The organism is Blastomonas natatoria, from assembly GCF_003201955.1.
GTDB lineage: Bacteria > Pseudomonadota > Alphaproteobacteria > Sphingomonadales > Sphingomonadaceae > Blastomonas > Blastomonas natatoria.
Genome location: NZ_QJJM01000014.1, coordinates 28,720 through 49,657 on the forward strand (window position 1 = coordinate 28,720; position 20,938 = coordinate 49,657).

The window sequence follows — 20,938 nt, forward strand, 5'->3', positions numbered from 1 at the left end:
CTTTTCATTGTCAGCACAGGCTCCCTGCCCGGCAGCTTTCGGTTATCGGTTATCGTCCGTGCTCAGCTGCAGCCGCAGGTCATCCAGCGTCTTGCCGATATGCACCACCGCCAGCGCCGCGATCTTGCGTTCATCGCGCGCCAGCCAGGTTTCCAGCAGCTCGCGATGCTCCTCATTGGCGCGCTCGTTGCGCCCCAATGGTTCCAGATGCTTGCGGACATAGCGCTCCGAAAGCACATGCAGCCGCTCAAGGATGGTATAGGTTACCGGACGCCCGGCAGGGCGCAGCAGGGCCAGGTGAAACGCCCGGTTGAACGCACCGACACCGTCGCCCTGCCGGTCGGTCAGGCTGTAGAGTCGGTCCAGCAGGTCGGTGGCAGCCTGTTGGGCGGCGGCATCTGCCTGGCGCGCGGCGAGCGCAATCATCTCCGGCTCAAGCGTCAGCCGCAGCGCGAAAACCTCTTCCGCCTCTGCAGCGGCGAGTGGCCGCACGGTGAAACCGCGATTGGCCTGCGAAACAAGCAGCCCCTCTTCCTCGAGCCGGGCCAGAGCCTCGCGCAGCGGAATCTTGCTCACCCCCATTTCGGCGGCCAGCGCGTCCTGGCGGATAGGGCGATCGGGCGCGACACTGCCGTTCAGAATCCGGTCCCGGACCAGATCGACCAGCTGTTCCGAAGGGTTGCGCATGCCGATGCTCATCGGCCCCTCATATCACAGAGAAGCCAGCCCAAAAGGGGTCTTTGTCATCGATCCAGATGGTATTGAAGCCGGTGGCGACAGCGGAGCCCTCGATCGACGGAATGATGGCGGGAACACCGGCCAGATTTTCGGCTGCCTCGACACGACCGATGAAGCGGCTGCCGATATAGCTTTCATGCACGAACCGGTCGCCGGTCTTCAAGCGGCCCTTGTGTGCCAGATGCGCCAGCCGCGCCGAGGTGCCCGTGCCGCAGGGCGAGCGGTCGATGGCGCGCTCGCCATAGAAGACCGCGTTGCGCCCGTCCGCGCCGTCGCCTTTCGGCTTGTCCGCCCAAAGCACATGGCTGACCCCGCGAATCCGGTCGTCGAGCGGATGGACCGGCTCGATGGTCTCGCGCAACATCGCACGGATCGTGCGGGCATGTTCCACCAGCCGCGCCGCGCCCAGATCGTCCAGTCCGGTGTAATTTCCCTGCGGCTCGACAATTGCGTAGAAATTGCCGCCATAGGCAATATCGATCGACAGTGGGCCAAGGCCGGGCACATCGATCCGCACGTCTTCAGCGGCGACGAACGACGGCACATTGCGGATGCGCACCCAGCTGACCTTGTCGCCATCCTGACCATATTCGATGCGGATGTCGCCGGCAGGCACCTCGACCTTGAGCAGACCCGGCGTCCGCGGCTGGATCAGCCCGTGTTCCAGCCCGAAGGTGATCATGCCGATCGTGCCATGCCCGCACATCGGCAGGCAGCCCGAGGTTTCGATGAACAATATGCCGACATCGTTTTCGGCCCGGGTGGGCGGGTAGAGGAACCCGCCCGACATCATGTCATGCCCGCGCGGCTCGAAGCACAGCCCGGTGCGGATCCAGTCGAACCGCTCGATAAAGTCCATCCGCCGCTCGGCCATGGACGATCCGCGCACCAGGGGCGCACCGCCCGCGACCAGGCGCACCGGATTGCCTGCGGTATGGCCGTCGATGCAGAAGAAGGTGTGCCGCATCAGCGATCAGGCGGGAACGGGCCGGGTCGCGGCGCATTGCTCGACCCAGGCGATAACGTCCGCGCGCCGCTGGCCGGTCAGCGGCATGCGTGGCATCCGCACCCGCTCCGATCCGCGGCCCATGATCTGTTCGGCCAGCTTGATCGACTGGACCAGATCGTGCTCGGCATCGAGATGCAGCAGCGGCATGAACCAGCGATAGATGCGCAGCGCCTCAGCATAATCGCCGCGCCGCTGCGCCGCGACCAGGGCCACCGATTCGCGCGGAAAGGCGCTGGTCAGGCCCGAGACCCAGCCCGATGCCCCCAGCATCAGCCCTTCGAGAGCGACATCGTCGAGCCCCGCCATCACGGTGTAGCGATCGCCGAAGCGGTTGATCAGATCGGTGAAGCGGCGCGGATCGGGCGCGCTTTCCTTGATCGCGACGATGTTCGGCACGTTCTCGAGCTTCGCCAGCGTGTCGAAATCTACGTTGACGCGATAGGCGGGCGGGTTGTTGTAGAGCATGATCGGCAGGCTGGTCGCCTCCGCCACCGTGCGGAAATGCGTGTACAGTTCCTCGACCCGGGGGACGTAGACCATGCACGGCAGCAGCATCAGCGCATCGATGCCGATCGCTTCGGCCGCCCTTGCATATTCGACAGCCCGCTTGGTGGTGAATTCGGAGACGCCCGCAACCAGCGGCACCCGCCCCCCCACGGCCTCGACCGCACCCTTGAGCACCGCCAGCTTCTCGTCGGATTCCAGCGAATTGTTCTCACCGCACGTGCCCAGAAGGATAAGCCCGTCGACCCCGTCATCGACCAGCGCCGTCTGCACCCGCTGCGTGGCATCGTGATCGACGGCCAGGCTTTCGGTAAACTGGGTGGTGGCAGCAGGATAAACCCCCTGCCAGAGCGTCTTGCGGGTCATCTTGGTCACGCATCAATCTCCGGTTGCGATGAAAATCGTATACGATATATGATCGGCATCGCAAGATGAAAAACTTTGCTTCCCTTTCCGGCTCGACTGCTTTGGTGGTGGGCGGTGGCCTGGTGGGCCTGACGAGCGCGCTTGCCCTGCAGCGCGCCGGAGCATCCGTGACGCTGATCGAGCCGTTCGAGGCACCGCGCGGCGCCTCGTGGGGCAATGCCGGGCATATTGCGATCGAGCAGGTGCAGCCGCTCGCCTCCGCCGCCACGATCCGCAGCGCCTGGGCGATGCTCCATCCGCGCGGTGCCCTCGCGCTTCCCATAGGGCAGATCGTCACCTGGGGGCCCTTTGCCCTCAAGCTGCTGCGGGCCAGTTCAGCGGATCGGTTTGCTTCCGGAACGGCGGCCCTGTCGACGCTGCTGGCCGAGGCCATGCCGGCATGGCGCAGGCTGTGCGACATGGCCGGGGCAAGTCACCTTCTGCGCGAGGACGGCCATTTCGTCGCCTGGGAAAGTGCTGTCACCGCCGCACGCGGCAGGGCCTTCTGGCTGAACACCAATCTCGGCACCGCGACCGTGCGCGACGCGACGGCGGGCGAGCTCGCCGACATCCGCAATCTCGCGAGCCGGGGCGAAATCGTGGCGGCAATACGTTTTGCAGGATCGGGCCAGATCGCCGATCTGGGCGCGCTCGCCGATGCCCTGCGGGCGCTGTTCCGCACCCAGGGGGGCGCGTTTCGCCACTCTGCCGCCGATGCCATCGCCATGGAGGGCGGCCAGGCAGCCGTGCGCTGCGGCGCTGACATTTTGCGCGCCGACCATGTTCTGCTGTGTGCCGGGGCAGCCTCTGCCGAACTGCTGCGTCCGCTGGGTATCCGCATCCCGCTGATCGCGGAACGCGGCTATCATATCCAGTCAGCCGCCAGCCGCTGGCCGCAGGACATGCCGCCGGTCGCGTTCGAGGATCGGTCGATGATCGTCACCCGCTTCGCAGGTGGCCTGCGCGCAGCGAGCTTTGTCGAATTTGCCGCCCGCGCCGCGCCGCCTGACCCGGCAAAATGGCAGAAGTTGCGACATCATGTCGCGGAACTCGGCCTGCCTTTCGACCCACCGGGTGAGCCCTGGATGGGCGCGCGCCCGACACTTCCCGATTATCTGCCCGCCATCGGCCGCAGCCAGTACGCATCCAATCTGCTATACGCCTTCGGACATCAGCATCTGGGGATGACGCTGGCGGCAATCACGGGAGAGCTGATCGGCGCGCTCGCAGCTGACCAGCCCCCGGCAATCGACCTTGCGCCCTTCGACCCGGCGCGTTTCGGAGGGAAGACATGAAAGGCATTGGCGGATCGACCGCAGCCGAGCAACTCGCAGGACTTGGCCCTTGGGCGAGCCCTGCTTCCGCGATTACGCACAACGAACGGCTGACGCGGATCGAAAAGGCGCGCAAGCTTACCCGAGATGCCGGAGCGGATGCACTGATCGTCGGCGCGGGACCAAGCCTGCGCTATTTCGCGGGCGTTTCCTGGGGTGGCACCGAGCGGCTGGTCGCGCTGCTGATCCCGGTATCGGGCGACCCGGTGATGATCGCCCCCTTTTTCGAACTGGGCTCGCTTGAAGCCGAACTGGCGATCGAGGTCGAGATCCGGCTGTGGCAGGAAGATGAGTCGCCGACCGCGCTGGTCTCCGATGCCTGCCGTTCCTGGGGCGCGCATACGCTGGCCATCGACCCCGCGCTGCCCTTCCTGTTCGTCGATCATATCGCCAAGTCCGCGCCGGGCCTTGCGCTGACCAGCGGAGCGCCGGCGATCGACGGCTGCCGGATGCACAAATCGCCCGCCGAGATCGCGCTGATGCAGCAGGCCAAATCGATGACGCTGGAGGCGCATCGCCGGGCCGCGCTGACCTTACGCGAAGGCATGAGGGCCAGCGAAGTGATCCGCTTCATCGGTGACGCCCACCGCGCGATGGGCGGGCCGGGCAGCACGTTCTGCATGGTCCAGTTCGGGCGCGGATCGGCCTTTCCGCACGGCCTTCCCGGCGATCCGGAACTGCGCGAAGGCGATGTGGTACTGATCGATACCGGCACCACGGTGCAGGGTTATCATTCGGACATCACGCGCAGCTATGTGTTCGGAAAACCCGATGACGAGCAGCGCCGCATCTGGGACCTCGAGAAAGCCGCGCAAGCCGCCGCGTTCGACGCCGCCCAGCCCGGTGTGCCCTGCGAGAGCGTCGATGCCGCCGCGCGCCGCGTGCTCGAAGCTGCAGGCTTCGGCCCCGATTACGCGCTGCCCGGCCTGCCGCACCGCACCGGCCACGGCATCGGCCTGTCGATCCACGAACCCGCCTATCTGGTGCGCGGCGACACGACCCCGCTTGCCACCGGCATGTGCTTTTCCAACGAGCCGATGATCGTCATTCCCGACCGGTTCGGGATAAGGCTGGAAGACCATTTCTACATGACCGACACCGGCCCGCGCTGGTTCACCGAACCGCAAACCGCGATCGACGCGCCGTTCGGGTGAGCTTGCAACCATAATCGTTGGAACGGGCGGATAGCGGTGTTAGGCCGCTATCATGGTTTCGCTCGCCTCTCCCTCGCCGCTTCCCACCCGCGCGCCGCGCCGCTGGTATGCGCAGCTCTATGTGCAGGTGCTGGTCGCGATCGTCGCAGGCGTGGCGCTGGGGCATTTCGCGCCGGAGACCGGTGCGGCGATGAAGCCGCTGGGCGATGTGTTCATCAAGCTGGTCAAGATGGTGATCGCGCCGGTCATCTTCCTGACCATCGTCACCGGCATAGCCGGAATGCGCGACTTGGCAAGCGTCGGGCGCGTCGCGGGCAAGGCCTTTGCATATTTCCTGACTTTCTCGACGCTGGCGCTGATCGTCGGCCTGATTGTCGCCAATGTCGTCCAGCCGGGCGCAGGGCTGAACATCGATCCGGCGACGCTCGATACCGGCAAGGTCAGCGAATATACCGCCAAGGCGCAGGAAACGAGCATCACCGGCTTCCTCAGCAGCATCGTGCCGGACACCTTTCTCGCCTCGCTGAGCAGCGGAAATCTGCTCCAGGTGCTGTTCGTCTCGATCCTGTTCGGCATTGCGCTGGCGATGATCGGTGACAAGGGCACAAAGCTGTTCGAGCTGCTGGAGGATGCATCGTTCGCTTTCTTCAAGCTGGTCGGCATGGTGATGAAGGTCGCGCCGGTCGGGGCATTCGGTGCCATGGCCTTTACCATCGGCGAATATGGCATCGGCACATTGGCCAACCTGGCGGCGCTGGTCGCGACCTTCTATCTTACATCGCTGCTGTTCGTGCTGGTCGTGCTGGGCGCGGTCGGCTGGGCCTGCGGATTTTCGATCCTGAAGCTGATCGTCTATCTGCGCGCCGAACTGCTGCTGGTGCTGGGCACGTCCTCCTCCGAAAGCGCGCTTCCCTCGCTGATCGAGAAGATGGAGCGCGCGGGCTGCCCCAAGACGGTCGTGGGCCTGGTCGTGCCGACGGGCTACAGCTTCAACCTCGACGGTACCAATATCTACATGACACTGGCTGCCCTGTTCATCGCGCAAGCGTGCAATGTCGAACTGTCGCTGGGCGAGCAGTTGCTGCTGCTGGGCGTCGCGATGATCTCGTCCAAGGGCGCGGCGGGAGTGACCGGGGCGGGCTTCATCACCCTGGCGGCCACGCTGTCGATCGTGCCGTCGGTGCCGGTCGCGGGCATGGCGCTGATCCTCGGAATCGACCGCTTCATGTCCGAATGCCGCAGTCTCACCAATTTCATCGGCAATGCGGTCGCGACCGTGGTGGTGTCCAAATGGGAAGGGCGGCTCGACAAGGAACAGTTCGACCTCGCACTGGCGGACCGGCTGCCGCGTGTCGAGGATCTGCCGGACGATGCGGTAGACCCCTGAGGGTCAGGCCTTCTCTCCGTCGAGCAACGCAACGGGGGACAGGCCAATGCGGCGCATCTGGCGCAGCACGGGCGGCCAGACATGCTTGAGGAAATCCTCGCGCTCCATCGCGCGGAGCTTGTCGACAGCGCCAGCAGCAACGTACATGCCGACCCCGCGCTGAACCTCGACCAGCCCCTGATCCTGGAACATCTGATAGGCCTTGGCGACGGTGAGCGGATTGGCCTGTTGTTCGGCAGCAAAGGCCCGGACCGAAGGCAGCATGTCACCTTCCGCATACTCGCCGTCAAGAATCGAGGCGGCGATAATGTCGCGAAGCTTGAGGTAAACGGGTTTGCTGTTATCTGCCATCACTGCTTCACTGCCATAATACAGCGTGGCAGGTCAAGCGGATTCAATCCGGGGCTTTTTTGCGCAGCACGGCCCCGTGCCAAGGTGCCTCATCCCTGCCCGCGCGGCATGCCACCAAAAGCGGCAATGGATTCGAATATGGTGGTCAGGGCCGCGCGCTCATCCTGCGATATCTCTGGGCGCCAGATTTCGAACAGCAGGATGATGCGGGTCGCGCTGCCCCGGTTCCAAGCCTCGTGCTCGATACTGTCATCGAAGATCAGGAGCTTGCCATGCTGCCAGCGTCGCGTCTCGTTCCCGACCCGGATCGCGCAATCGGGATTGGTGATCAACGGCAGATGACAGATCAGCCGGGTGTTGAGCATGCCGTGATGTGGGCGGATATGCGTTCCTGGACGCAACAGCGAATAGAGCGCCATAGGCGACCGCTCGGCAATTTCCGGCATCGGGGCGGTGGCGAGCGCTTCCATCGTCACGGGCGCAAGCGCCGCATGATCGGCAACGATGCTGCCATCTTCCCAAAGAAAATGAGCGCCCCAGCTGGGATCGTCACGAAGCGGATTGGCAGCTGCCGGTCGATTCGGATCGGTGCGCAAATAGGGTGAAAAGCCCTGTCCACGGTTATCCAGAAGATTTTCCAGTTCCTCAACCATGGCGGGCGCAAGCGCTTCAAACCCTTCCGCCCAATCGAATTCCCGCGCCTCGTAGAACTGGCGCTGCGGCAAGGCAGGAAAATAGAAACTGGTCGGCTGCTGAAGGAACACCTGCCGCCGCCCCAGCAACAGATCGAGCGCTTCGTCGACACGCGCGGAAATCTGCCCGGGCACTATATTACGTTCCGCAAGGTGCCGGCTCAGATGTTCGGCATAGCTGCCATTCGCCTGCTGGAGATAGTTCCGCGCCTTTTCAACCAGCGGGCGGATCGTATCGGGTGCGCCGGATTGGTCGGCAACGGTGACCCCCGTCATGAAGAACGAAGTTGCAGCGCGAGTATCGCCGAGGCTGGCCTTGAGCTCGCCCATCAGCAGCAAGCCCGCGAGATGGCGCGGATCCCGCTCCAGCAATTGCGCGAGTGCCTGTTCCTGACCTCTCTGGTCGCCGGCCAGTTGGCATGCCTGCGACAGCAGGAGCCAGGGCGGAGCAATGCCAGGGGGCGGATCGCGCACCACCTGCTCGAAACACAGGCGCGCAGTGGCTGCATCCCGCCGACGCATGGCCTCCCGGCCCTGATTGACCAGCGTGTCAGCTAAATGTCGTTCCATTGGGCGGGTCTAGCCCTCAACTCCCGGATTGGCCAGCCACGCAAACACGGCTGACCTCTATTTTCAAACGCCGGCAACGGCATCGCCCACGTTGATGCGCTGGCCGTTGGTGATGATCACCACATCGCCGAGCTTGACCTGTTCGAACAGCATCTTGGCGAACGCCGTCGGCACGCCGATGCAGCCGCGCGTGCCATAGCCCCATTCGACATCGCTGCCATGGATCGCGACGCCGTCATTGGTCAGCCGCATCATGTACGGCATCGGCGCGTCGTAAAGGTTGGAGACGTGATCGGCATCCTTTTGCGTGATCGGAAAGGCGCCCAGGGGAGTCGGCTTTTCGGGGGTGCCATAGAGGATGACTGCGACCCCGATCTCGTGCCCGTCGCGGAAGACCGACAGCGTCTGCGCTTCGAGGTCCACGGTGATCAGCAGCGGTCCGGTGGCGGGCGCGTTGCTTTCGTCCCAATAGTAATTCCCATGGCCGAGCGGGCCATCGATGGTCAGCACGCTCTTGATCGCATAACCCGCCTGCTGCGGCGTGGTGATAGTCGCATCGGCCTTGGCCAGAACCGGCGCCGGAGCAGCCGCGATCGCCTGCGAGCCCGGCAGCGCCGCGCTTGCTAGTGGCCGGATCGCAGCATCGCCTGGAGCGCTGGTCAGCATTGCTCCCACCAGCACACCGATTCCCATCAGAATGCCGCCGCCTGCCATCTGCCTTGCCTTGGGCAATTTCATCGATCGCTGCTCCCGCCGTCTGCTGCACCAACACCGCATCGGTGCGGCATTTACGAAACGCTAACCAATATGTTGCCGAATCGCCAGTGGCGCAAAAGCGGCGTCCCCCGCCGGGACGATGGCGGCGAGCCAGGTTAAGCCACAAGGTTACCGCCGCCCCACGGCTGACGGGGGGACACATATGGCTTGCTTTTCGGGCACCACGGGAATATATGGCCAGTCATCCCGACATGGTTGCTGAAACTTGACGGGCCGGCGCCTCACAGGGCCGGCACGAACGAGCTTTTGCTGCCCTGCCGACAGAGCCATTTCACCAGGAAGCGCCTCCTTGACCGATCTTGCCGCCGTTGCCGCTCTTGTCGAACCCGAAGCCAGCGCGCTCGGCTTCGATCTCGTGCGCGTGCACCTGTTCGGCGCGGGCGACGATCGCACGCTGCAGATTATGGCCGAGCGGCCGGAGACCGGCCAGCTCAACATCGACGACTGTGCCACGCTCTCGCGGCGCATTTCGGACGTGTTCGACGCGCTGGAAGAAGCGGGCAAGGACCCGGTGCCCGGTGCCTATCGGCTGGAGGTCAGCTCGCCCGGAATCGACCGGCCGCTTACCCGGCTCAAGGATTATGGCAGCTGGCTGGGCCATGAGGCGCGGCTGGTGCTGACCGAGGCGGCGCAGGGCCGCAAGCAGCTGACCGGCGACCTTGTGTCGCTGGAAGGCGAGATGATCACCGTGCAGGACAAGAAGGTCGGCCAAGTCACCGTGCCATTCACCCAGGTGATCAGCGCCAAGCTGATGCTGACCAACAAGCTGATTGCCGCCACCCGCCCGCTCGATACCAGCGGCGTGGACGACATCGAAGAAATTGACGAAAACGCAGACCTCGAAGAACAGGAAGACTGATCATGGCCAGCGCCATTTCTGCCAACAAGGCTGAACTTCTCGCCATCGCCAACTCGGTGGCGACTGAAAAGATGATCGACAAGGCCATCGTGCTCGAAGCGATGGAAGAGGCGATCCAGCGCGCGGCGCGGGCCCGTTACGGCGCAGAGAACGACATCCGCGCCAAGCTCGATCCGGTCAGCGGCGACCTGCGCCTGTGGCGCGTTGTCGAGGTGGTCGAGACGGTCGAGGACTATTTCAAGCAGGTCGATGTCAAGCAGGCCGAAAAGCTGCAGAAGGGCGCCGTCGTCGGCGACTTCATCGTCGATCCGCTGCCGGCCGTGGACCTGGGCCGCATCGACGCGCAGGCCGCCAAGCAGGTGATCTTCCAGAAGGTCCGCGATGCCGAGCGCGAGCGCCAGTATGACGAGTTCAAGGACCGTGTCGGCGAGATCATCACCGGTGTCGTCAAGTCGGTCGAGTTCGGCCATGTCATCGTCAACCTGGGCCGTGCGGAAGGCGTGATCCGCCGCGAACAGCAGATCCCGCGCGAAGTCGCCCGCGTTGGCGACCGCATCCGCGCGATCATCCTCAACGTCCGCCGCGAGAACCGTGGTCCGCAGATCTTCCTGAGCCGCGCGCATCCCGATTTCATGCGCAAGCTGTTCGAGCTGGAAGTGCCGGAAATCTACGACGGCATCATCCAGATCAAGGCCGCGGCGCGCGATCCGGGCAGCCGCGCGAAGATCGGCGTGATCAGCTATGACAGCTCGATCGATCCGGTCGGCGCGTGCGTCGGCATGAAGGGCAGCCGCGTGCAGGCGGTCGTGCAGGAAATGCAGGGCGAGAAGATCGACATCATCCCCTGGTCGGAAGACACCGCGACCTTTGTCGTCAACGCACTGCAGCCCGCAACGGTCAGCCGCGTGGTGATCGACGAGGAAGAAAGCCGCATCGAGGTTGTCGTTCCCGACGATCAGCTGTCGCTCGCCATCGGTCGCCGCGGCCAGAACGTGCGCCTGGCCAGCCAGCTTACCGGCTCTGCCATCGACATCATGACCGAGGCGGAATCGAGCGAGAAGCGCCAGAAGGAATTCACCGAGCGTTCGGAAATGTTCCAGAACGAGCTCGATGTGGACGAAACGCTGTCGCAGCTTCTGGTCGCCGAAGGGTTCAGCGAGCTGGAAGAAGTCGCCTATGTCTCGCCTGAAGAGCTTTCGAGCATCGAAGGCTTTGACGAGGAACTGGCCGAAGAGCTGCAGAGCCGTGCGCAGGAAGCGCTCGAGCGCCGCGAAGAGGCATCGCGCGAGGAACGTCGCGGTCTGGGCGTCGAGGATGCGCTGGCCGAGCTGCCGCACCTCACCGAGGCCATGCTGGTGACTTTGGGCAAGGCGGGCATCAAGACGCTCGACGATCTGGCTGATCTCGCTACCGACGAGCTGATCGCCAAGAAGCGCACCGAGCAGCGCCGCCGCGACAATTCGGCCAATGCCAACAAGCGGCCCGAGGACAAGGGCGGCGTTCTCGCCACCTATGGCCTGACCGAAGAGCAGGGCAACGAGATCATCATGGCCGCACGCGCGCACTGGTTCGAGGACGAGGACACGAGTGCAGACGGGGAGGACGCGCATGCGGAAACTTCCCAATGACACGGCCGGTGATCTTCTAACCGACGTTGCCACCGATAGTGCCGCCGACAAGGCGGATGGCCCGATCCGCCGCTGCATCCTCAGCGGCGAACGGGCGGAGCGTGGCGAACTGATCCGGCTGGCGATCGGCCCTGAGGGCCAGGTCGCGCCCGATGTGCGAGCGCGTGCCCCGGGGCGCGGCGCCTGGATCGGCGTAACCCGGCCAGAACTGGAAGACGCGATAGCCAGGGGCCGGATGAAGGCGGCGCTCGCGCGTGCCTTCAAGACAGGTCCCATCGTCGTGCCCGACGACCTGCCCGGCATGATCGAGGAGGCGCTCACCCGCGCGCTGCTCGACCGGCTGGGTCTGGAGGCGCGCTCGGGCACGCTGCTGACCGGCTCCGACCGGATTGGTGAAGCGGCGCGGCGCGGCAAGGTGTGGATGCTCCTCCATTCCAGCGACAGCTCGCCCGATGGCAATGCCAAGCTCGATCAGGCCTGGCGCGTCGGCAGCGACGCCGAGGGCTCGGGCCAGCGCGGGATCGTATTGCCTGTAGACCGCACCCGCCTGTCTGTGGCATTGGGGCGCGACAACGCGGTTCATGTGGCGCTGACCGATCAGCGCGCCGCCGCCCGCATTGACCAGTTTCTTGGCCGATTGCTGCATTTCAAAGGGGAGGGGGCCGTGCCCGGCCCCGGCAAGGCAGTCTAGCGCGCATTGGCGTGTGCGGATCTGCCCCGCGCGGACCGGCGATGCTCGACGCATCGTCATACGTGAGAATTTATTGAGGATTGAGTCTGTTCGATGAGTGAAGATACCGAAAACAAGCCGACACTGGGTCGCAAGCCGCTGGGGCTGAAGCGTTCTGTCGAGGCTGGCGAAGTCAAACAGACGTTCAGCCATGGCCGCACCAACAAGGTCGTGGTCGAGGTCAAGCGCCGCAAGCTGGTTGGCAAGCCGGGCGAAGCGCCCGCTGCTGCGCCGGCCCCCGCGCCTGCGCCGGCCCCCAACCCTGCCCCGGCCGCCGCTCCGCCGCCACCGCCGCGTCCGCAGCAGCCGGTTTCGGCGATGAGCCGTCGCGAACTGCAGGAAAAGCTGCTGCGCGAGGCCGAAGAGGCGCGTCTGGCGTCGCTCGAGGAAGCGCGTCGTCGCGAGACCGAAGAGCGGCAGCGCGCCGCTGAGGAAGCGCGCCGCAAAGCCGAAGAAGCGCGTCAGGCTGCTGCCGAGCCAGCGCCCGCTCCCGCCGAAACGCCCGTGCCTGCAGCCGAAGCCCAGCAGGCGCCAGCGGCCGAGCCGGTCGAAGCCAAGACCGAGGCTGCTCCCGCAGCCAAGGAAGCAGCCAAGCCCGCAGAGGAAACGCGCGCTGCGCCGCCGCCACGCCGGTTCACGCCCGTGGCCCCTGCCCCGCGTCCCGAGATCAAGCCGAAAAAGGCCGCCAGCACCAAGGTGGTCGACAACCGCCGCCAGGCTGGCAAGCTGACCGTCAGCAAGGCGCTGAACGAGGGCGATGGCGGCGCGCGTGCGCGCAGCCTCGCAGCGCTCAAGCGTGCGCGTGAGAAGGAACGCCGCCTGCACATGGGCGGCCAGAGCCGCGATGCGCAGCCCAAGCAGGTGCGCGACGTCGTCGTGCCCGAGGCGATCACTGTTCAGGAACTCGCCAACCGCATGGCGGAAAAGGGCGCGGACCTGGTCAAGTCGCTGTTCAAGATGGGCATGATGGTCACCGTCAACCAGACGATCGACCAGGATACCGCCGAGCTGCTGGTCGAGGAATTCGGCCACAAGATCACCCGCGTGTCCGATTCCGACGTGGAAATCGATCACGAGGCCGATGTCGATGCGGCAGAGACGCTGAAGCCGCGCGCTCCGGTGGTCACGATCATGGGCCATGTCGATCACGGCAAGACCAGCCTGCTCGACGCGCTGCGCGGCACCGATGTGGTGGCGGGCGAGGCGGGCGGCATCACCCAGCATATCGGCGCCTATCAGGTGCAGGTAAAGTCGGGCGACAAGATCACCTTCCTCGACACGCCGGGCCATGCCGCCTTTACCGAAATGCGCGCGCGCGGTGCCAATGTCACCGATATCGTCATTCTGGTGGTGGCGGCCGATGACGGCCTGATGCCGCAGACGATCGAGGCCATCAACCACACCAAGGCCGCTGGCGTGCCGATGATCGTGGCGATCAACAAGGTCGACAAGGACAGCGCCAACCCGCAGAAGATCCGCGAGCGCCTGCTCGAGCACGAGGTCATCGTGGAAGCGATGTCGGGCGACGTGCAGGATGTGGAAGTGTCCGCGCTCAAGAAGATCAACCTCGACGAGCTGGTCGACAAGATCCTGCTTCAGGCCGAACTGCTTGAGCTCAAGGCCAATCCCGATCGTGCTGCCGAGGCCGTGGTGGTCGAAGCCAAGCTCGACAAGGGCCGCGGCCCCGTCGCCACCGTGCTGGTCCAGCGCGGCACGCTGAAGCGCGGCGACGTGTTCGTCGTCGGCGAACAGTCGGGCAAGGTGCGTGCGCTGATCAACGACAAGGGCAAGCAGGTGAACGAGGCCGGCCCGTCGATCCCGGTCGAGGTGCTGGGTCTGACCGGCGTGCCGTCGGCAGGCGACAAGCTGACCGTAGTGGAAAACGAGCAGCGTGCCCGCGAGGTCGCCGATTACCGGCGCCAGAAGGCACTGGAAAAGCGCACGACCATGGCGCCTGCGAGCATCGACACGATGTTCTCGGCACTGTCGGCCAACCGCGCCAAGGAATATCCGGTGCTGGTCAAGGGCGACGTGCAGGGTTCGGTGGAAGCCATTGTCGGATCGCTCAACAAGATCTCGACCGACGACATCAAGGCCCGGGTGCTGCATTCGGGCGTGGGTGCGATCACTGAGTCCGACGTGACCTTGGCCAAGGCCTCGAACGCGCCGATCATCGGCTTCAACGTCCGCGCCAATGCCCAGGCGCGCGCGCTGGCCGAACGCGATGGCGTGCGGTTCAAGTATTTCGACATCATCTATGACCTGCTCGACGACATCAAGGGCGAGATGGCGGGCGTGCTGGGTCCGGAGCGGATCGAGACCGTGGTCGGCCGCGCGGAGATCAAGGAGATCTTCCCGGCAGGCAAGAAGGACAAGGCAGCCGGTCTGCTCGTCACCGACGGCTTCATCCGCAAGGGCCTGTACGCGCGCATCACGCGCGACGATGTCATCGTCAGCAAGACGGTCATCGCTTCGCTGCGCCGCTTCAAGGACGATGTGGCCGAAGTCCGCGCGGGTCTGGAATGCGGCGTCGTGCTGCAGGATACGAACGACATCAAGCCGGGCGATATCCTGGAGACGTTCGACGTCGAGATGCGCGATCGCACGCTGTAAGGCATGATCCCCGCCGTCCGGTTTCGGTCGGCGGGGTATCGTGAAGGAAACGATCATGGCCAGGCATAACGATACCAGCCCCGAAGGGCGCTCGGTGCGCGTGCTGCGCGTGGGCGAGCAGGTGCGCCATGTGCTGTCCGAACTGCTGACGCGCGGCGAGGTGCATGACGATGTGCTGAGCAGCACCACCGTTTCGGTCACCGAGGTGCGCATGTCGCCCGACCTGCGCCACGCAACGGTGTTCGTGAAGCCGCTGCTGGGCAAGGACGAAGAGGTCGTGCTCAAGGCGCTGCGCACCAACACCGCCTATTTCCAGCGCGAGGTCGCCCAGCGCGTGCGGATGAAATATGCCGCGAAGCTCAAATGGCTGGCCGATGACAGCTTCGACACCGGCAGCCATATCGACCGTCTGCTGAGCGATCCCAAGGTCGCGCAGGACCTGGGCGGAGATGGCGACGGCGACGACAATTGACGGCTTACAGGGTAAGACGTAAGCTGACCGCATGAACGATATTACCCGCCTCTCCGCCCAGGGCCAGGTACTGATCCCTCAGGATGTGATCGACCGCCTGCAACTGGCTGAAGGTGAGGCATTTGATGTTCGTGCGCATGGCGACGAGATCATCTTACGGCGTTTGTCCAAATCCCCTCGGCGCTCGATCGCCGAAGTCAGACAAAGCCTGCGCGCCATTTATCGGCACAAAGGACCACCGATCCCCATCGAGAAGCTGAGTTGGTCGCCAGACGTTGACGATCCATCGCTGGATAACTGAGACAACGCTCGGTGCAGATTTTGGATACTAACGTCCTGGCGCGTTGGTTGTTGAATGATGACCCGGTTCAGGCCCAGATTGCCGATGATGCTGCCACCCAACCATTTTTGCTCATATGGACTGTTTTCACTGAACTTGGCTGGGTTCTGGAGAAGGCCGCCGGAGTGCCAAGGCCAATTGTCGCACAAATGATGGAGCAACTGCTGACCTTTGATAATGCCCATATGGAAAACGCTGCCGCAGTGGAATGGGCCATTGAAAGATACCGGTTGGGTGCTGATTGGGCGGACATGATGCATCTGGCGGCCGCTCCAGTTGATGCAGACAGCTTTGTCACATTTGACAAGAAGCTGGCGCGACAAGCAGGTGAGGCCAGTCCGCTTCCGGTCAAACTTCTCAAAAAACCAAGCTGATGGCCAAGCTCTATTTCTACTACGCCTCGATGAACGCGGGCAAATCCTCCACCCTGCTGCAGGCGGCGTTCAACTATGCCGAGCGCGGGATGCGGGCGATGTTGTGGACGGCAGCGTTCGACGATCGATACGGCGCCGGACAGATCACCTCGCGCATCGGGCTCAAGGCACCGGCGCATCTGTTCGAGCCCGAGACAGACATTTTCGCGGCGGTGGCGCTGGACCTGGCCTCTGCCCCGCTCGATTGCGTGCTGGTCGACGAGGCGCAGTTCCTCACCAAGGCACAGGTCTTCCAGTGCGCGCGGATCTGCGACGAGCTGAAGATTCCGGTGCTCCGCTACGGTTTGCGCACCGATTTCCAGGCCGAGCTGTTTCCCGGCAGCGCGCAGTTGCTCGCCATCGCGGACCATCTGGTCGAGCTGAAAGCGGTTTGCGAATGCGGCGCCAAGGCGACGATGAACCTGCGCGTCGACGAAACAGGTCATGCGGTCAAGCAGGGCGCGCAGACCGAGATTGGCGGCAATGACCGCTATATCGCGCTGTGCCGCAAGCATTTCATGGCGCGCATGGCATGAGCGCACTGCGCACCGTGTTGATGGACGGCGACCTTCGGCTCGAACCGCTGGCCAACTATCATGTCGAGCCGCTGCGCGCCGCCTGCGCGCGCGACCAGGATATCTGGAATATCTACCCCGTATCCATGCTGGGCGAGCATTTCGACCGGGCGATGGACGAGTTCCACGGCACCGATCGGCGCCTACCGCTGGCAGTTCTCTGGCAAGGCAAGCTGATCGGCATGAGCAGCTACATCAACCCGGATGATGCCAACCATATCGTCGAGATCGGCGGCACCTATATCGAGCCGCGCGCACGCGGTGCTGCGGGCGTCAACACCCGCATGAAGCGGCTGATGATCGACCATGCCTTCGCGCAGGGCTTTACCCGCATCGAGTTCCGTGTCGATGCGCGCAATCTGCGCAGCCGGGCTGCGGTGCTGAAGCTGGGGGCCATTCACGAGGGCACCTTGCGCCGCAACCGCATCACGTGGACGGGCTTTGTCCGCGATACCTGCATCTTCGGGCTGCTGCGCGAAGACTGGGAACGGGCTCGGCCCTGACCGCTTGATTTTCGGCATTTGGTCAAGAGCGCGAACGCTGCTAACGGGCGGCGCATGCACGGATGGATCATTCTCGACAAGCCTTATGGCATGGGCTCGACCGACGCGGTGAGCGCCGTCAAGCGCGCCTTTCGCCAGGGTGGGTTCGGCAAGGTCAAGGTCGGGCATGGCGGCACGCTCGACCCGCTCGCCACCGGCGTGCTGCCGATCGCGCTGGGCGAAGCGACCAAGCTGACCGGCCAGATGCTCAATGGCGACAAGACTTACGATTTCACGATCCGGTTCGGGGTGGAGACCGACACGCTCGACGTCGAGGGCAAGCCGGTAGCGACAAACGACGTACGGCCGACCCTGACCGAGGTCGAGGCGGTGCTGGCGCGCTTCACCGGCCCGATCGAACAGGTGCCGCCGGCTTTCTCGGCGCTCAAGGTCGATGGCCAGCGGGCATACGACTTGGCGCGCGCGGGCGAGACGGTGGAACTGGCAGGCCGGGCGGTGACGGTGCATGCGTTGCTTATCCGTCATCCTGAACTTGTTTCAGGATCCATCGCGCCGCAGCAGCTGAAGCCCCAAGACGCTGGATGGACCCTGAAACAAGTTCAGGGTGACGAGAGGGAGGCAGGTCGACAGCCGCTTGAAACCGTCACCCTCACCGCCCATGTCTCCAAGGGCACCTATATCCGCAGCCTCGCACGCGACATCGCGCAGGCGCTGGGCACCGTCGGCCATGTGACCATGCTCCGCCGCACCCAGGCCGGGCCGTTCGAGCTCGATCAGGCGATTTCGCTGGACAAACTGGACGAAATCCGCCAAGGCGCGGCCCCAGAAGACGTAATCTTGCCATTCGAGGCAGGGCTGGCCGACATCCCGGCTCTTGACCTCACTCCCGATCAGGCAAGGCGGCTCCGCATGGGGCAGGTCGTGACCGGGATTGCCGCACACGATGGGCGTTACTGGGCGCGGGGGAGCGATGATGCTCCGCTCGCGCTGGTATCGCTTTCGGACCACGAGGTCCGCGTGGTGCGCGGTTTCAACTTTGGATGATGTTCGAGGAATGAAGACATGACGATTACCGCAGAGCGCAAGGAAGAAGTGATCAAGGAATATGCGCGCGAAGCCAACGACACCGGCTCGCCCGAGGTGCAGGTTGCCATCCTGACCGAGCGCATCAACAATCTGACCGACCACTTCAAGTCGCACCACAAGGACAACCACTCGCGTCGTGGTCTGCTGATGATGGTCAACAAGCGCCGCTCGCTGCTGGACTATCTGAAGAAGAAGGATCAGGCCCGCTATACCGACCTGATCGGCAAGCTGGGTCTCCGCAAGTAAGCATTCTCGAACGGCCCCCCAGCGGGGCCGTTCGTTTATCCGCGCCATGAAATTAAAGTGCGCGGTATCCAACGCCCCCTTCCGCAATGAGGCGGATCAGGGCGAGCCGGGGCAAGATATGGCCCCGAACCGCGCCAGGCCGGTCAGCCTGGCACCAGAAGAGGCCCCGGTCCGCAATAGGGCGCACCGGGTTCGATAAGGAAAATCCATGTTTGACGTAAAGACTGTAGAAATCGAGTGGGGCGGAAAGACCCTCAAGCTCGAAACGGGCCGCATTGCCCGTCAGGCGGACGGCGCTGTGCTGGCCACCTATGGCGAAACCGTGGTGCTGTGCGCCGTGACCGCCGCCAAGTCGGTGAAGGAAGGCCAGGACTTCTTCCCGCTGACCGTCCACTACCAGGAAAAATTCTCCGCAGCAGGCCGCATCCCCGGCGGCTTCTTCAAGCGTGAGCGCGGCGCGACCGAGAAAGAAACGCTGACCAGTCGCCTGATCGACCGTCCCGTCCGCCCGCTGTTTCCCGAAGGTTTCTACAACGAAATCAACGTGATCGCGCAGGTCCTGTCATTCGACGGCGAATCCGAGCCCGATATCGTTGCGATGGTCGCCGCCTCGGCAGCGCTCACCCTGTCGGGCGTGCCCTTCATGGGTCCGATCGGCGCTGCGCGCATCGGCTACAAGGATGGCGAATATCAGCTCAACCCGTCGATGGACGAGGTCAAGGAAGGCGAGCTCGATCTGGTCGTCGCCGCCACGCATGACGCGGTGATGATGGTCGAATCGGAAGCCAAGGAGCTTTCCGAAGAGGTGATGCTGGGTGCCGTCGAATTCGCGCACGCTGCGTGCCGCGAAGTCACCGACGCGATCATCAAGCTCGCCGAACAGGCTGCCAAGGATCCCTGGGAAATGGCTCCGCAGGCCGATCTCAGCGCCGCCAAGCAGAAGCTCAAGGACCTGATCGGTGCAGACATTGCCGCGGCCTACAAGCTGACCGACAAGTCGGCCCGCTCCAATGCCCTGAACGAAGCACGCGCCAAGGCGAAGGAAGCCTTTGCCGATGCGACGCCGCAGGACCAGATGGCCGCGCAGAAGCTGATGAAGAAGCTGGAAGCGGAAATCGTGCGCGGTGCCATCCTCAAGGACGGCAGCCGCATCGATGGCCGCACCACCACGCAGATCCGTCCGATCGAGGCGATGGTCGGCTTCCTGCCGCGCACCCATGGTTCGGCGCTGTTCACGCGCGGTGAAACCCAGTCGATCTGTACCACCACCTTGGGCACCAAGGACAGCGAGCAGATGATCGACGGCCTCACCGGCCTGTCGTACGAGAGTTTCATGCTGCACTATAACTTCCCGCCCTATTCGGTCGGTGAAGTCGGTCGCTTCGGCGCGCCAGGCCGTCGTGAAGTCGGCCATGGCAAGCTGGCATGGCGTGCGCTGCACCCCGTGCTGCCCAGCAAGGACGAGTTCCCCTACACCATCCGCGTGCTCTCCGACATCACCGAGTCGAACGGCTCGTCGTCGATGGCCACGGTGTGCGGCGGTTCGCTCTCGATGATGGACGCGGGCGTTCCGCTCAAGCGTCCGGTGTCGGGCATCGCCATGGGCCTGATCCTGGAAGGCAGCGAGTTTGCGGTGCTCTCCGACATCCTGGGTGACGAGGATCATCTGGGCGACATGGACTTCAAGGTCGCCGGCACGTCCGAAGGCATCACCACGATGCAGATGGACATCAAGATCGCCGGCATCACCCGCGAGATCATGGCGCAGGCGCTGGCACAGGCCAAGGAAGGCCGCGCGCACATCCTGGGTGAAATGGCCAAGGCGCTGGGCGAAGTCCGCACCGAGCTTTCGGCGCACGCTCCGCGCATCGAGACGATCCAGATCGACAAGTCGAAGATCCGCGAAGTCATCGGCACCGGCGGCAAGGTGATCCGCGAGATCGTCGCCGAAACCGGCGCGAAGGTGGATATCGACGACGAGGGCCTGATCAAGATCAGCTCGTCCGATCTCAGCCAGATCGAAGCTGCCAAGAATTGGATTCTGGGCATCGTCGAGGAAGCCGAAGTCGGCAAGATCTACAACGGCAAGGTCGTCAACCTGGTCGATTTCGGCGCGTTCGTGAACTTCATGGGCGGCAAGGACGGCCTGGTCCACGTCTCGGAAATTCGCAACGAGCGGGTCGAGAAGGTGGCCGATGTCCTGTCCGAAGGCCAGGAAGTGAAGGTCAAGGTGCTCGAAATCGATCCGCGCGGCAAGGTGCGTCTGTCGATGCGCGTCGTCGATCAGGAAACCGGTGAAGAGCTGGAAGACACCCGCCCCGCCCGCGAACCGCGCGAGCGCGGTGAGCGTGGCGATCGCGGCGAGCGTCGCCCCCGCCGTGACGGCGATGGCGGACGTGGTCGCGGTGGTGACCGTGGTGGCGATCGCGGTGAACGTTCGGGCGGAGGCGGCCGCGGCCGTGGTCGCCCTGAGCGCTCGGAAGGCGGCGAAGGCGGCGGTGACGCTGGCCTGCCCGACTTCATCACCGGCGAAAACTGAAGATAGCAGTTTG

The 20,938-nt window shown here is 64.2% G+C and carries 21 protein-coding genes; 15 read left to right on the forward strand and 6 right to left on the reverse strand.

Going from position 1 to position 20,938, the window contains the following annotated elements; translation table 11 throughout:
- Positions 1–42: 42 nt before the first annotated feature.
- The 3 genes from C7451_RS15800 to C7451_RS15810 are packed head-to-tail and all read right to left on the reverse strand — an operon-like array spanning position 43 to position 2,617.
- Positions 43–699 carry a GntR family transcriptional regulator gene (locus C7451_RS15800; protein WP_110299925.1) on the reverse strand — a complete coding sequence of 219 codons (657 nt, stop codon included), beginning with the start codon at positions 697–699 and terminating at the stop codon, positions 43–45.
- Positions 700–706: 7 nt separating this feature from the next.
- Positions 707–1,705 (reverse strand): 4-hydroxyproline epimerase, encoded by a 999-nt coding sequence (locus tag C7451_RS15805; protein ID WP_110299926.1) that lies wholly within the window; start codon positions 1,703–1,705, stop codon positions 707–709.
- Positions 1,706–1,711: 6 nt separating this feature from the next.
- Positions 1,712–2,617 carry a dihydrodipicolinate synthase family protein gene (locus C7451_RS15810; RefSeq protein WP_110299927.1) on the reverse strand — a complete coding sequence of 302 codons (906 nt, stop codon included), beginning with the start codon at positions 2,615–2,617 and terminating at the stop codon, positions 1,712–1,714.
- Between the two features lie 65 nt (positions 2,618–2,682).
- On the opposite strand from C7451_RS15810, the gene C7451_RS15815 reads away from it, so the two are divergent.
- The 3 genes from C7451_RS15815 to C7451_RS15825 are packed head-to-tail and all read left to right on the forward strand — an operon-like array spanning position 2,683 to position 6,531.
- Complete coding sequence (locus C7451_RS15815) at positions 2,683–3,951, forward strand: NAD(P)/FAD-dependent oxidoreductase (RefSeq protein WP_110299928.1); 1,269 nt, start codon at positions 2,683–2,685, stop codon at positions 3,949–3,951.
- Complete coding sequence (locus C7451_RS15820) at positions 3,948–5,144, forward strand: M24 family metallopeptidase (protein WP_110299929.1); 1,197 nt, start codon at positions 3,948–3,950, stop codon at positions 5,142–5,144. Before C7451_RS15815 ends, C7451_RS15820 begins: the two co-directional genes overlap by 4 nt.
- Positions 5,145–5,196: 52 nt before the next feature.
- The gene (locus C7451_RS15825) at positions 5,197–6,531 is read left to right on the forward strand and encodes a dicarboxylate/amino acid:cation symporter (protein WP_110299930.1); all 1,335 of its coding nucleotides are present in this window, start codon (positions 5,197–5,199) and stop codon (positions 6,529–6,531) included.
- Between the two features lie 3 nt (positions 6,532–6,534).
- On the opposite strand, the gene C7451_RS15830 is transcribed toward C7451_RS15825, so the two are convergent.
- The 3 genes from C7451_RS15830 to C7451_RS15840 form a co-directional block, all read right to left on the reverse strand.
- Positions 6,535–6,882, reverse strand: a complete 348-nt coding sequence (locus C7451_RS15830; protein WP_110299931.1) for a GntR family transcriptional regulator — start codon at positions 6,880–6,882, stop codon at positions 6,535–6,537.
- Between the two features lie 89 nt (positions 6,883–6,971).
- Positions 6,972–8,144, reverse strand: a complete 1,173-nt coding sequence (locus C7451_RS15835) for an aspartyl/asparaginyl beta-hydroxylase domain-containing protein (RefSeq protein WP_244181969.1) — start codon at positions 8,142–8,144, stop codon at positions 6,972–6,974.
- Between the two features lie 63 nt (positions 8,145–8,207).
- Positions 8,208–8,882, reverse strand: coding sequence for a L,D-transpeptidase family protein (locus tag C7451_RS15840; RefSeq protein WP_110299933.1), 675 nt, complete (start codon positions 8,880–8,882; stop codon positions 8,208–8,210).
- A 328-nt stretch (positions 8,883–9,210) separates the two neighbouring features.
- On the opposite strand from C7451_RS15840, the gene rimP reads away from it, so the two are divergent.
- The 12 genes from rimP to pnp all read left to right on the forward strand — a co-directional run bounded on the left by rimP (position 9,211) and on the right by pnp (position 20,925).
- Positions 9,211–9,780 carry a ribosome maturation protein RimP gene (rimP, locus tag C7451_RS15845; RefSeq protein WP_110299934.1) on the forward strand — a complete coding sequence of 190 codons (570 nt, stop codon included), beginning with the start codon at positions 9,211–9,213 and terminating at the stop codon, positions 9,778–9,780.
- 2 nt (positions 9,781–9,782) lie between these two features.
- Complete coding sequence (gene nusA / locus C7451_RS15850; protein ID WP_110299935.1) at positions 9,783–11,408, forward strand: transcription termination factor NusA; 1,626 nt, start codon at positions 9,783–9,785, stop codon at positions 11,406–11,408.
- The gene (locus tag C7451_RS15855; RefSeq protein WP_110299936.1) at positions 11,389–12,099 is read left to right on the forward strand and encodes a DUF448 domain-containing protein; all 711 of its coding nucleotides are present in this window, start codon (positions 11,389–11,391) and stop codon (positions 12,097–12,099) included. Before nusA ends, C7451_RS15855 begins: the two co-directional genes overlap by 20 nt.
- Before the next feature lie 93 nt (positions 12,100–12,192).
- The gene (gene infB, locus C7451_RS15860) at positions 12,193–14,751 is read left to right on the forward strand and encodes a translation initiation factor IF-2 (protein WP_110299937.1); all 2,559 of its coding nucleotides are present in this window, start codon (positions 12,193–12,195) and stop codon (positions 14,749–14,751) included.
- A 55-nt stretch (positions 14,752–14,806) separates the two neighbouring features.
- The gene (gene rbfA, locus C7451_RS15865) at positions 14,807–15,223 is read left to right on the forward strand and encodes a 30S ribosome-binding factor RbfA (RefSeq protein WP_110299993.1); all 417 of its coding nucleotides are present in this window, start codon (positions 14,807–14,809) and stop codon (positions 15,221–15,223) included.
- Between the two features lie 31 nt (positions 15,224–15,254).
- The gene (locus C7451_RS15870; RefSeq protein WP_110299938.1) at positions 15,255–15,524 is read left to right on the forward strand and encodes an AbrB/MazE/SpoVT family DNA-binding domain-containing protein; all 270 of its coding nucleotides are present in this window, start codon (positions 15,255–15,257) and stop codon (positions 15,522–15,524) included.
- Between the two features lie 11 nt (positions 15,525–15,535).
- On the forward strand, positions 15,536–15,937 hold the full coding sequence (locus tag C7451_RS15875; protein WP_167398576.1) for a type II toxin-antitoxin system VapC family toxin: 402 nt from the start codon (positions 15,536–15,538) through the stop codon (positions 15,935–15,937).
- Positions 15,937–16,512: a thymidine kinase gene (locus C7451_RS15880; protein ID WP_110299940.1), complete on the forward strand. Its 576-nt coding sequence runs from the start codon at positions 15,937–15,939 to the stop codon at positions 16,510–16,512. The genes C7451_RS15875 and C7451_RS15880 overlap by 1 nt, the downstream gene beginning before the upstream one ends.
- Positions 16,509–17,054 carry a GNAT family N-acetyltransferase gene (locus C7451_RS15885; RefSeq protein ID WP_110299941.1) on the forward strand — a complete coding sequence of 182 codons (546 nt, stop codon included), beginning with the start codon at positions 16,509–16,511 and terminating at the stop codon, positions 17,052–17,054. The genes C7451_RS15880 and C7451_RS15885 overlap by 4 nt, the downstream gene beginning before the upstream one ends.
- Before the next feature lie 54 nt (positions 17,055–17,108).
- Positions 17,109–18,098: a tRNA pseudouridine(55) synthase TruB gene (gene truB, locus C7451_RS15890; protein WP_110299942.1), complete on the forward strand. Its 990-nt coding sequence runs from the start codon at positions 17,109–17,111 to the stop codon at positions 18,096–18,098.
- An 18-nt stretch (positions 18,099–18,116) separates the two neighbouring features.
- Positions 18,117–18,386 carry a 30S ribosomal protein S15 gene (gene rpsO / locus C7451_RS15895; protein WP_110299943.1) on the forward strand — a complete coding sequence of 90 codons (270 nt, stop codon included), beginning with the start codon at positions 18,117–18,119 and terminating at the stop codon, positions 18,384–18,386.
- Positions 18,387–18,594: 208 nt separating this feature from the next.
- A complete protein-coding gene (gene pnp / locus C7451_RS15900) occupies positions 18,595–20,925 on the forward strand; it encodes a polyribonucleotide nucleotidyltransferase (protein ID WP_110299944.1) in 2,331 nt (776 codons plus the stop codon).
- Positions 20,926–20,938: the final 13 nt, after the last annotated feature.